General features: G+C 67.4%; 13 protein-coding genes. 10 read left to right on the top strand and 3 right to left on the bottom strand.

The window, feature by feature from the left end; all coding sequences use genetic code 11:
- Positions 1-70 precede the first annotated feature (70 nt).
- The gene (locus ACJH71_RS09130) at positions 71-1513 is read right to left on the bottom strand and encodes a PE-PPE domain-containing protein (protein WP_406757706.1); all 1443 of its coding nucleotides are present in this window, start codon (positions 1511-1513) and stop codon (positions 71-73) included.
- Positions 1514-1751: 238 nt separating this feature from the next.
- Between ACJH71_RS09130 and ACJH71_RS09125 the strand changes: the two genes are divergently transcribed.
- The 9 genes from ACJH71_RS09125 to ACJH71_RS09085 all read left to right on the top strand — a co-directional run bounded on the left by ACJH71_RS09125 (position 1752) and on the right by ACJH71_RS09085 (position 7573).
- Positions 1752-2078 carry a WXG100 family type VII secretion target gene (locus ACJH71_RS09125; RefSeq protein ID WP_406757705.1) on the top strand — a complete coding sequence of 109 codons (327 nt, stop codon included), beginning with the start codon at positions 1752-1754 and terminating at the stop codon, positions 2076-2078.
- Positions 2079-2090: 12 nt separating this feature from the next.
- The gene (locus tag ACJH71_RS09120; protein WP_406757704.1) at positions 2091-2387 is read left to right on the top strand and encodes a WXG100 family type VII secretion target; all 297 of its coding nucleotides are present in this window, start codon (positions 2091-2093) and stop codon (positions 2385-2387) included.
- A 293-nt stretch (positions 2388-2680) separates the two neighbouring features.
- Positions 2681-3124, top strand: a complete 444-nt coding sequence (gene rplM / locus ACJH71_RS09115) for a 50S ribosomal protein L13 (protein ID WP_046191136.1) — start codon at positions 2681-2683, stop codon at positions 3122-3124.
- Positions 3121-3633 carry a 30S ribosomal protein S9 gene (rpsI, locus tag ACJH71_RS09110; protein ID WP_406757703.1) on the top strand — a complete coding sequence of 171 codons (513 nt, stop codon included), beginning with the start codon at positions 3121-3123 and terminating at the stop codon, positions 3631-3633. Before rplM ends, rpsI begins: the two co-directional genes overlap by 4 nt.
- Positions 3634-3778: 145 nt before the next feature.
- Positions 3779-5110, top strand: a complete 1332-nt coding sequence (glmM, locus tag ACJH71_RS09105) for a phosphoglucosamine mutase (protein ID WP_406757702.1) — start codon at positions 3779-3781, stop codon at positions 5108-5110.
- 117 nt (positions 5111-5227) lie between these two features.
- Positions 5228-5530 carry a type VII secretion target gene (locus tag ACJH71_RS09100; RefSeq protein ID WP_406757701.1) on the top strand — a complete coding sequence of 101 codons (303 nt, stop codon included), beginning with the start codon at positions 5228-5230 and terminating at the stop codon, positions 5528-5530.
- Positions 5531-5549: 19 nt separating this feature from the next.
- Positions 5550-6851, top strand: coding sequence for a hypothetical protein (locus ACJH71_RS09095; protein WP_406757700.1), 1302 nt, complete (start codon positions 5550-5552; stop codon positions 6849-6851).
- A 66-nt stretch (positions 6852-6917) separates the two neighbouring features.
- Complete coding sequence (locus ACJH71_RS09090) at positions 6918-7145, top strand: CopG family transcriptional regulator (RefSeq protein ID WP_406757699.1); 228 nt, start codon at positions 6918-6920, stop codon at positions 7143-7145.
- Entirely contained in the window at positions 7142-7573 is a 432-nt protein-coding gene (locus ACJH71_RS09085; protein WP_406757698.1) for a TA system VapC family ribonuclease toxin, read from the top strand. The genes ACJH71_RS09090 and ACJH71_RS09085 overlap by 4 nt, the downstream gene beginning before the upstream one ends.
- A gap of 16 nt (positions 7574-7589) precedes the next feature.
- Here ACJH71_RS09085 and ACJH71_RS09080 read toward each other — a convergent pair whose 3' ends face one another.
- Entirely contained in the window at positions 7590-9413 is a 1824-nt protein-coding gene (locus ACJH71_RS09080) for a fatty acyl-AMP ligase (protein WP_406757697.1), read from the bottom strand.
- 56 nt (positions 9414-9469) lie between these two features.
- Entirely contained in the window at positions 9470-10513 is a 1044-nt protein-coding gene (locus tag ACJH71_RS09075) for an LLM class F420-dependent oxidoreductase (RefSeq protein WP_406757696.1), read from the bottom strand.
- A gap of 295 nt (positions 10514-10808) precedes the next feature.
- Here ACJH71_RS09075 and gjpA point away from each other — a divergent pair, with 295 nt between their 5' ends.
- Complete coding sequence (gene gjpA / locus ACJH71_RS09070; RefSeq protein WP_406757695.1) at positions 10809-11939, top strand: outer membrane porin GjpA; 1131 nt, start codon at positions 10809-10811, stop codon at positions 11937-11939.
- The last annotated feature ends 59 nt before the right edge of the window (positions 11940-11998 follow it).

Raw genomic sequence — 11998 nt, 5'->3', positions numbered from 1 at the left:
GCGTGTCTGTACACGACACGCGGCGCAGAATCGTGCGTCTGCGCACGCTCGCCGTGGTCCGGGCGAGTGGTTAGAGCAGCGCCCCAATCAGCATGAGCGGGGCGAGTCCGACCAGCGCTGCCAGTGGTTCGCCGATCGCGTCGAGTGGGTTGCCGGCGGCCATCTCGGTGTTGAAGAGCTCCACGGCGAGCGGTGGCAGGGTGAACAGCAGCGCACTGGCCATGTCGACCGCGGGGAGGCCGGTGTGGGTGAACGACAACTCCCCGAAGCCCTGGGTGAACCAGTTCGCGGCGCCGGCGAGGAACGTCGAGAGGTAGTTCGAGATGTCGTCCGGTGATCCGTCGAGGTTGAACGCGGCTATCGCGGAGTTGATGATCGGACCGAGTACGTAGTCCATCGTCTGGGGCGAGATCAGTTGGTAATTGGTCGGATTCATCAGGGTGTTGAACGCGTCCTGGACGCCTTGTTGTATGCCGTTCAGCAGCGCATCGGGAACTTGGTCCAGGACACTTTGGGGCGGCAGGAACCCCATGGGAGTGGGCACATCGGCGAACCCCGGCGACCAACCGTTGTCGATGCTGCCGTAGCCCAGATTGACCAACACCGACAAGCTCGGCTGCAGCAGATCCGCCAGGGGATTGCCGACGAACGGAATCAACCGCAGCGGGTCAAGCAACGGCAGGCTGGGCGACTCGATCATGTAGTAGTTGGTCAGCGAGTCGGCCGTCGACGTCGGGAGTGGGATCGCGTTGGCGACCTGATCCGGTGTCAGGCCCAGGTACGCGATGTGGTTGAAGACGATGCCGAGGTACGCGTTGAGATCGGACAGCAGGTTGATCGGGTACTTCGGGAAGTCGGCAAAGCCGTCGTATTCGTAGGTGTAGATGTCGGTCGGGGAGATATCCGACGGTGTCGCACCACTGAAAGTGAGTCCCAGGCTGGTGGCGTCGGGACTGTTGCCGTCCGGGACCGCGAAGCGTTCCAGCAGGCCGCCGTTGGGATTGCTGGGGTCGCCCAGCAGCACGAAGTGCACGTCGTTGGGGTCCACCCCCTCGGCCGCCAGCCGCGACATCAGCAGCGAGTCGATCGTGGAACTCTGCGAATAGCCGCTGACCACAACGGGATTGTCGTGGCTGACTCCGCCGGCGGCGATCTGCGCTTTGATCGCGTCCAGGATGATCTGCTGGCCCTGGGCCGTCGAGTTGTCGAACGTCATGCTGAAGGGGCCGGTGAACGGATACAGCGACTCCGGTGTGGTCACCGCCAGCATGTCGCCGGTGAAGCCATGTGGTTGCAGGTACAGCCTGTCGAACGCGTTGAGCCAGCCCTGGCTGGGGGTTGCAATGAAGCTGGCGCCCATGATCAGCGCGGTGCCGTCCCCGAGCGAGGACTCAACGGCGGCCAGTAGCGCCGGCGCATGAGCTACCGCAGGTTGCGCCGGCGGAACCAGCTGCATGCCGGCGCCGGTGATGACCAGTCCAGCGGTGAGATAGGCGCCCAGAGCTAGCTGCATTTCCCCTCCTCGATGCAGTCGACGGGCCGGACGCGGCAGTCAGCTCAAGGCGTACGGTCCTCGTTCTGCATTTATGTCATCCAGGCGGTGGCAGTGGACGGGGAATGCGCAGATCGACGCGTCACCTCGGCGGCAACGCGCTGCTGTGGCAATGCCCAATGGAACCGAACCCGCCCGGCAGCAGTCGAACTACATATCAGCGCGACTTGAACCGCGGCCGCCGACGGCAGGAGACGATGTGACCACACCCGCAGCCACCAGCACACTCAGCGCCGACTTCGACCTCATGCTCGCCGTCGCGGCTGCCACCGACGCCCGCAACGAGGAAATCCGGGGGATGCTGCAGGCGTTCGTCGGCAAGATGCGGTCGGTGCCGCCGTCGGTGTGGTCGGGCCTGGCGGCTGCCCGCTTCCAGGACGTGCTGGACCGCTGGAACACCGAATCGCTGAGCCTGCACCACGCGCTGGCGCGCATCGCCGAGACCATCCGCCACAACGAGCGTGCGCTGCGTGAGGTCGCCGAGACCCACTCGCACCACATCGCCGCCGCCGGCGACGGAATCTGAGTGGGGTCGGATATGGACACCGCATTGTCGTACAACTTCGACGAGATCGAATATGGCGTCCGTCAGGAGATCCACGCCACGGCCGCCCGGCTCAACGGGGCCCTGGAGGAGCTGCGGTCGCAGATCGCGCCCCTGCAGCAGGTGTGGACACGGGAGGCGGCCGGTGCCTACCACGCTGAACAGCTGCGATGGCAGCACGCCGTCAGCGCGCTGAACCAGATCCTGTTCGACCTGGGTAGCGCCGTGCGCGACGGCGCCGCCGACGTTGCCGATGCCGATCGTCGCGCCGCGGGAGCTTGGGGCAGCTAGGAGAGCCTGCCCCCGGAGCACGGTGTGGCCCCGAAGGAGGAGAGCCGACGGGGCCACACCGGCATCTAGGCTGGCCACGGCGGCTATTGGGGTGCAATGCCCCGTTTTGACCTGCGCGGATCCCCGCCGGTAAGCTGCACCGTTGGCGTGCGGTGCCTCCTGGCACAGCGGGTCCTCGGGTCACTGTCGGTCGCCGAGAACCAACGCGTCGACGCCAGACCGGCACCCGGCTCGCACCGGGATCCGCAAGAACCGGGAAACCCCGGCTCGAGTTAAAAGAAGAGGTAAGCGCTGTGCCCACCTATGCGCCGAAGGCGGGTGACACCACGCGTTCGTGGTATGTCATCGACGCCACCGACGTGGTGCTCGGCCGGCTCGCCGTTGCGGCAGCAACCCTGCTGCGCGGCAAGCACAAGCCGACATTCGCGCCGAACGTTGACGGCGGTGACTTCGTCATCATCATCAACGCCGACAAGGTCGCCATCAGTGGCGACAAACTGCAGAAGAAAATGGCTTACCGCCACTCGGGCTACCCGGGCGGGCTGCGCAAGCGCAGCATCGGTGAGCTGATGGAGACCCGTCCCGACCGTGTCGTGGAGAAGGCGATCCTCGGGATGATCCCGCACACCAAGCTGGGGCGTCAGATTCAGCGCAAGCTGCACGTCTACGCCGGGCCGGTGCATCCGCACACCGCCCAGCAGCCGATCCCGTTCGAAATCAAGCAGGTGGCGCAATGACCGAGACGGCATTTGAAGGTACTGAGGCCCACGAGGTCGACGAGGCCCCCGAGGCCATCGTGGTCGAGGAGACCGTAGAGGTGCACGAAGAGGTCGCGCCGGCCTACGAGCCGCACGACCTGGGTCGGCCCATCCAGACCGTCGGCCGCCGCAAGGAGGCCGTGGTGCGGGTGCGCCTGGTGCCCGGCACCGGCAAGTTCAACCTGGACGGGCGCACCCTGGAGGCGTACTTCCCGAACAAGGTGCACCAGCAGCTGATCAAGGCTCCGCTGGTCACCGTGGACCGGGTGGACAGCTTCGACGTCTACGCCCACCTCGATGGCGGCGGCCCCTCCGGCCAGGCCGGTGCGCTGCGGCTGGCTCTGGCCCGCGCCCTGATCCTGGTCCAGCCCGAAGACCGTCCGGCGCTGAAGAAGGCCGGCTTCCTGACTCGTGACCCCCGGGCCACCGAGCGCAAGAAGTACGGTCTCAAGAAGGCCCGCAAGGCTCCGCAGTACAGCAAGCGCTGATCTGCGATTGCATTCTGGCAGCGAGTTGGGGGTGCCTTCCGCACGCGGAAGGTGCCCCCGGCTTGCGTTTGAGGGTGCGTGTTCTCGGTCCGATACCGGCGTGTCGGGTCGGGGATACGCGCGCTCGCGGCGATAAAGGATAGTTATGGGTCGACTTTTCGGCACCGACGGCGTCCGCGGCGTTGCCAACCGCGAGCTGACTGCCGAGCTGGCGGTCGCGCTGGGCGGCGCGGCGGCGCAGCGGCTCTCCACCGGTACCGGGCGCCGGGTGGCCGTCGTTGGACGCGACCCGCGGGCCAGCGGCGAGATGCTGGAGGCCGCGGTCATCGCCGGGCTGACCAGTCAGGGCGTTGACGCGCTGCGCGCCGGTGTGCTGCCGACCCCAGCGGTGGCCTATCTGACCAGCGCATATGAAGCCGACTTCGGGGTGATGATCTCCGCCTCGCACAACCCGATGCCCGACAACGGCATCAAATTCTTCGGCCCGGGCGGACACAAACTCGACGACGCCACCGAGGACCAGATCGAAGACCTGGTAGCCGCCGGACCGGGCTTGCGCCCGATCGGCGCCGAGCTGGGCCGGGTGGTGGACGCCAAGGATGCGCTGGACTGCTACCTGCGGCACCTGGGCGAATCCCATCGCACCCGCTTGGACGGCCTGACCGTGGTGGTGGACTGCGCTCACGGCGCGGCATCGGACGCGGCGCCGCGGGCCTACCGGGCCGCCGGTGCCACCGTGATCACCATCAACGCCGAGCCCGACGGCCTCAATATCAACGAGGGCTGCGGCTCGACGCACCTGGAACCGGTGCGCGCCGCTGTACTGCACCACGGCGCCGACCTGGGCCTGGCACACGACGGGGACGCCGACCGCTGCCTGGCCGTGGATGCCGACGGCAACGTGATCGACGGCGACGCCATCATGGTCGTGCTGGCCCTGGCCATGCGCGATGACGGTGAACTGGCCGAGGACACCCTGGTGGCGACCGTGATGAGCAACCTCGGACTGCATCTGGCGATGCGCGAGGCCGGGGTGACCGTGCACACCACCGATGTCGGCGACCGCTATGTCCTCGAACAGCTGCGGGCCGGCGGATTCACCCTCGGTGGTGAGCAGTCGGGTCACATCGTGCTGCCCCAGGTGGCCACCACCGGCGACGGCATCATCACCGGCCTGCGTCTGATGGCGCGGATGGCGCAGACTGGCACTCCACTGGCCGGCCTGGCCTCGGCGATGCGCACGCTGCCGCAGGTGCTGATCAACGTCGAGGTCACCGACAAGGCCGAGGCGGTCGGGCGCCCGACCGTGCGCGACGCGGTGCAGCGTGCCACCGACGAGCTCGGTGATACCGGACGAATCTTGTTGCGCCCGTCCGGAACCGAGCAGCTGGTCCGGGTGATGGTGGAGGCCTCCGACGAGGAGACGGCTCGCCGGATCGCGGCCGACGTCGCCGACGCGGTCCGCACCCGGCGCTGAGCCCGGCGGTTCAGCGAGGCTCGACGTAGGAGAGGCGAAGCTGGGACCGCCGCATGAACCCGGCGAATCTCGGCGAACTCAGGGGAACCCCTCGAGCGCTGTCAGCGTCAAACCCGTATGGGACGACAACAGCTCTACCTCGAGGCCTCCGCGCTGCGCTCGGTGGCCGACCACTTCGATTCCACCGCAGCGGCTATCGATATGGCCTCCCGTATCCGGTTGGGCGGGTTGACATTCGATGGCGGAACTGCCGGGCGCGACCATGTCGGGGCAGGGGAGGCACTGCGCCGTGCCGTACAGGCCTGGTCGCCCGAGCTGATGCGCTGGTCGCGGGCCACCAGTGAGATCGCGACGGCACTGCGCGCCGCGCTGGCGCGTTACGGGCAGGTCGAGGCCGCTTCTGCCCTGCGAGTGGGCTGAGGTGGCCCAGCGATATGACGTGTCCGCACGGCTGGCCGAGGGGCGCAAGGCTGTCACGGACACTCAGGCCTACGTGGCGGCCTGCCAGCGGCGTGGATACCGGGATCCGGAGCTCACCGGCTACGACGGTCAGCTCGTCGACCGCTACGACAGTGAAACCGGCCTGGACCTGCGGTCGCTCGATGATGACTGCGCCGCGCTGAACGCACTGGCCGATGCCGCCGGCGACGCACTGCGCACACAACGACAGCAACTGGCCGAGCTGGACAATGCCTGGCGGGGGTCGGGCGCGGACGCCGCCGCGGAATTCCTGCGCCAGCACTGCGACGCCGCAGCACAGCTGACGGACCGGCTGCGTGCCGCGGCCGCGGGCTGTGGTGCGCTGCGTGATGAGCTGTGGCGGTTGATCGACACCAAGGTCGCCGCGGTGGTGGACGTCGATCAGCGAGTGGGCACGCACCGGCCTTCCTGGCTGGCGGCAGCCCACGCGGTGAGCTCCGGCGCCGACGACGAGCGTGCTGCCGAGGTGGTGGAGACGCAAGTGATGCCCTACGTGGACAACGATGTTCGCGGCGAGTGGGTGGCGGCCGTCCGGTCGGCGCAGGATGGGAGTGCCGCGGCCTACAGCGCCGCGGTCGCGGCAGCGGAACCCGGGGCGGGTGTGGCGTTCGCGATTCCGGGGGATCTCGGACCGGTGCTCGAGCCCGACGTGGCGGTGCCCGCCGTGCCGGTCCCGGTTACGCCGATCGCTGGCCCCGTCGATGGTCCGCCGGTCCAGACGGCAGCGGTGGCGCCGGATCCAACGGCCCAGCCGGCGAGCGACCCGGTGCCCGCAGGACCACCTGCGGGGCAGCCGGGTGATCTGGGGCCGCCCGGAGCGCTCGGCCTGCCCGGCGACTGGGGTTTGCCATCGGCGGGACTGCCGGGCGGCGCGGGCGGTGGCCTCGGCGGACTCGCAGGCCTGGGTGGGCTGATCCCGCGGCTTGCCGATGCGCTCGGCGCGCCCGGCGTCGGGGAGCCGTTCGCCGAGCCGTTCGATGATCACCCCCGGGGCGATGCCGACCCCACAGACTCCGATGACCCCGGCGATTCCGAGCCGGACGCCGAACCGGCGGCGGAGACCGCTGAGGAGCCTGATGCCGAGGATCTCACCGGCGACGCGCCGGTCACCGATGTCGCACCGGAGTCAGCACCGGTGACCGGGGACTCCGAACCCGTAGCCGACGGGGACAACAGCGAGGCCGAACAGCCGACAGACGTCATCCCACCGAAGACCCCGTGTGAGACCGCGGCCGAGGAATTACCGCAGGTGGGGGAGTGATCCGAGGGCATGCATCATGATGTGCCATCTATCGCATCATGATGCGCCACGCGTACGATGCTCAAGGTGAGAACCACCGTGGTGATCGATAGCGATGTCGCCGCCGAGGTCGAGCGACTTCGGCGGCAGGGAATGGGTATCAGCGAGGCGCTGAACCTGCTTGCCCGCCGCGGCATCGCCGCACAGGCCAGCGCCCCCGGGGCTCGATACCGCCATCGCACCGCGCCGATCGGACTGAAGGTCGATGTCACCAACGTGGCCGAGGTGCTCGACCTACTCGATGACGACCGATGATTGTCGACGCGAACCTCCTGCTGTACGCCGTCGACGCCGATAGCAACCACAATCCGGTGGCCGCGGCGTGGTTGGAAGAAACGTTGAACGGCGCCAACCGGGTTGGCTTGCCATGGCAGACCATCGGTGCGTTCTTGCGGATCGTCACACATCCCAGGGTGGCCGCCAACCCATTGACCGGGCCCGAAGCGTGGACGTACGTTTCGGACTGGTTAGCGGTCCCGGTGGTGTGGATCCCGCCCGCCACCGAATCGACGGCAAAGACGTACGCCAAGATCTGCACGCAGGTCGACGTCACCGGCAACCTTGTACCGGATGCCCAGCTTGCTGCCCTCGCGATCGAGCACGGCGTCGAACTAGCCTCGGCCGACTCCGATTTTCAGCGATTTCCCGGCCTGCGCTGGATCAACCCGCTGACATCCGGCTAGGTGCCCGGCGCGTTGTTCAGCCTTGGCGGGCCCCCCACGACTGCAGTGTCGAGACGATCTTGGCCGCCGCCTCCAGCTCCTCCAGCGACAGTTCCTTGGTGGGCGTACGCCACTCGGCCAGGGTTGCCAGCTTGCCCTCGACAAAGTTCTGCTTGGACTGGCCGCGCTGGATCTTGCCGCTCGAGGTGGTCGGCAGTGACACGTGATGCACCAGGACCACGGCGTCGGCCGCGATCCCGTGATGGGTGGCGACCGCCAGCCGAATTGCCTCGATGACGGCATCGAGATCGGTCTCAGCGGCCCGCGCGCTGTCCACTTCGTGTACGACGACAAGCTGCTCGAGGCCACCGGGCGGCGCGTCGGTGGCAAAGACCGCCCCGCGACCCGACACCAGTACCGGGTCGCAGTGCTGCACGGTGAACTCAATGTCGTTGGGGTAGTAGTTGTGACCGTCGATGGTGATCAGGTCCTTGCATCGTCCGGTGGTGAAAATCTCACCGGCACACAGGAAGCCGAGATCTCCAGTGCGTAGGAACGGGCCGCGGGTCGCCTCGCCCGGCTCGGCCAGCACCGCCCCGAATGTCGCCGCCGTCTCCTCCGGCCTGTTCCAATAGCCCTGCGCGACATTGGGTCCGGCGACCCAGATCTCGCCGACCTCGTCGGGACCGCAGGGCTGGCGGGTCACCGGGTCGACGATCGCGATGTCGGCTTGTCGCGGCTGACCGCAGCCCACGAACGTTGCGGCGGCGGGATCATCCGGCGACACGTCGACGATGCGGTCCTGCTCCAGCGCGACTCGGTCGAGATAGCGCACCCCGGGCACTCCGGCGGGCGAACCGGACGCCACACACAGGGTGGCCTCGGCCAACCCGTACACCGGATAGCACGACGAGAGCTGGAAACCCGACGGCGCAAAGGCGTCGGCGAACGCCGCCAGCGACGTGGCGCGCACCGACTCGGCGCCGTTCATCGCCACGGTCATGCAGGAAAGATCCAGTGCGGCACGCTCTTCGGGAGTGCTGGTCTCCACGCACCGGTCATAGGCGAAGTTCGGCGCGGCGGTGATCACGCCGCGATGCGCCGACACCAGTTCCAACCAACGCATCGGGCGTTTGATGAACGCCGTCGGCGACATCAGCGCCGTGCTGGCCCCGACGTAGATCATGGACAAGATCCCGCCGATCAGACCCAGGTCGTGGTGCGGTGGCAGCCAGAACACGCCTTTGGCGTTCTCGTCGCCGTTCCACGACTGACGGATGGCATCGCAGTTGTGCAGGATGTTGCCGTGGCTCAGCAGCACGCCCTTGGGGGAGCGGGTCGAGCCCGACGTGTACTGGATGGCAGCCGGGGAGTTGGTGTCGATATCGGGGGCGACCCAGGTGTCGGGGTCGGTGCCCGCATCGGTGAAGAACCACTGCTCGGGTTCCCCGGGAATCCCTGCGACCGCGGCCCGGGTGTCCTGGCTCTTCTCGGCGGCGGTGAGTGCGAACCGGGCCTGGGCGTCAGGGACGACTACCTGCAGGCGCGGCGCCAGCTTCTGGTGCACCGGCACAGCCACGGCACCTGCGTACAGGCAGCCGAAGAACCCGGCGATGAAGTCCAGGCCCGGCCGCACCAGCACCAACACTCGTTCTCCGGTGACGTCGTAGCGCTGCAGGTTCGCGGCGATGGCACGCGCGCGACGGTCCAGCTCACTGAAGGTCAGCTCGCTGCGGCCTTCGTCGTCGCCGTTGTAGGAGAAGCTGAAGGCGACCTTGTCGCCGAACCGCTCGGCTTGCCGCTGTAGCAGGTCTACCAGGGTTTCTGCGATGGGGGTTGTCACGGTGGGCGTGAATTCCATGGGCCCATCTTGGCGTGCGGGGTGTTCTGGACCACACCCGGCCCCCGCGCACTGAGTCAGGACGGCAGCAGGGCGCGCAGCTCCTCGACGTAGCGCAGCGCTTCGGCGGGCCCGGTGGCCAGCGGGCCGACCAGCAGCGTCGTCACGCCGGCCTCGGCGTATGCGGCCAGTCGTTCGGCCACTAGGCCCCGCGGCCCGACCAACGAGGTGTTGCGCACCAGCTCGTCGGGCACCGCGTCGATTGCCTCGTTCTTGCGTCCGGACAGGTAAAGCTCCTGGATGCGGTTGGCGACGTCGCCGAAGCCGTATCGGGTGGCCAGGTTGTGGTAGAAGTTGCGGCCTTTGGCGCCCATTCCACCGATGTAGAGCGCCAGCTGCGGTTTCACCCAAGCCAGCCGGTCCTCGACGTCTTCGCCGATGGCCAGCGAGGCACCCACGATCAGGTCGAGCGGGCCCAACGCCGGATCACGTTTGGCCGCACCGGCTTTCAGGGACGGACCCCACACGTCATTGGCCCGTTCCGGGTAGAAGAACACCGGCTGCCAACCGTCGGCGATCTCGGCGGTCAGCTCGACGTTCTTGGGCCCCAACGCGGCGATCGAGATCGGAATGCGCTCGCGCACAGGGTGATTGATCAGCTGCAAAGATTTGCCCAGTCCGGTTCCGCGCTCCGCCGGAAGCGGCATTTGGTAGTGCTTCCCGTCGTAGCTGAGGCGTTCGCGGCGCCACACCGCCCGGCAGATCTCCACGACCTCGCGAGTACGGCCCAGGGGGGCGTCGAACGGCACCCCGTGGAAGCCCTCCACCACCTGCGGCCCGGAGGTGCCCAGGCCCAAGGCGAACCGGCCGTCGGAGACGTAGTCCAGGCCGGCGGCCGTCATCGCCAGCAGGGCGGGCGTTCGGGTGTAGATCGGCAGAACCCCGGTCAGGAGCTCGACTCGCGACGTCTTGGCCGCCAGGTAGCCCAGCTGGCTGATGGCGTCGAACGAGTAGGCCTCGGCGACCGAGACCACGTCGATCCCGACTCGCTCCAGCGCGACAACCTGCTCGACCGCTTCCTTGAACCCACCCGCATAGGCCAGCTGTACACCGATCCGCACTTAACAGAGATACCACGGCGCTCCTTACTGCGACAGCCTGAGCGGTGCGCCATATCGGCAACAAGTCCACCGATCGGTCTCAGGTCTTACTTACGGTTGACCTGGGAAGTTAACCGGGGCACTTGGAGTAAGCACCGAAAACCCTGGAAAAACATCTAATGAATTTGCTTGCCTCTAAGGTTACTCACCGGTAGTGTCGCCTTTCACATCTGTGGACAAATGTGACTGCAGACGCAATACGGCGGCGTCACGGCCTACGGGGCGCTGGTCAAGGGCGGTACCCAACAACAAGGAGATGGCTGTGCAACAAACCCTTCGTCCCTACGTCACCGCCGCCGGCGTCGCGATCGTGGGCGCAAGCCTGATCGCAGCCACCCCGGCCGCGATGTCGCCGCCAACCATCGGCACCGCCCGTGATGTGGCGCTGACCGCGAACAGTGCGTGGGACGAGGTGTTCAACGCGGCATCGCAGAACCTGACCCAGATGCTGAACAACTACTACTTGGCGCCGGGTGTGGCGTTCCAGCAGTTCATCGCCAACCAGAACGACTACGCCCAGCAGTTGCTCGACGACCCGGCGAACCTCACCCACGTCACCGAGCAGATCCGCCACAACCTCGACGCCGTGCTGACCGGGTACACCCTGAGCAATCCCACCGAGGAAACCCTCAACATCGTGCTCAGTCACACCTTGGCGGCCGGCAACTCGGCGGACTTCACGTTCGGCTGGTATGACCTGTTTGCGGGCCCGTTGGCGTCGATTGCGGGTGGAATGTTCCCGGCGGATCTCATCCCGATCATCCACTTCTTGTCCTCGCCTTTGAGCGGCATCATCATGGGCTCACTGGGCCCGGCGATTGCCCCGTGGGTCGCGCTGCTCAACAGCATCAGCGACCACGACGGCATCTCCGACACGTTGGCCAACATGTTCGGGGCCTCTCTCAACGGCGCCACCCTCAACCTGGACAGCCTGCTGCCGATGATCAACGAAGTCGCCGGTGGCATGCTGCCGGCCGGCATGGGGATCGGCCACTTGGACATCGCGTTCGGCGGGCTGCTCAGCGCCGGCCATGTGGCCATCGACCCCTATCAGGTGCTCGGCGCCAACGGCGAGGTCGTCGCCGAGACGCCCGCGGTGGGCGGCTCGATCCTCAACAGTGTCGGCATCGACCTCACCGGTGTTCCGATTCTGGGGAGCATCAGCATCGACAGCAACCCAGTCGGCCCGATCGGCGCGATCCTGGGGCTCGGGCAGACCCTCGGTGCGCTGTTGGGCTCGGGCTGGGACGGCAAGGGCGCGGTGCCGGTCACCCCGCCGCTGGCCGGGACTGACCTGCCGCTGATCCCCGACCTCGACGATGGCGGCGCCGGTGGGGCCGCGGCTACCGACTGGTTCGCCGACCTGGTGGCAGGGCTGGGCCTGTAGCCACCGCCCGACATAGATCGCCCGAAATCTGCTATCCCCAAACGACTTTCACACGAGAG

It is taken from the genome of Mycobacterium sp. SMC-15, from assembly GCF_045310925.1.
GTDB lineage: Bacteria > Actinomycetota > Actinomycetes > Mycobacteriales > Mycobacteriaceae > Mycobacterium.
This window is presented reverse-complemented; position numbering and strand designations above follow the sequence as displayed.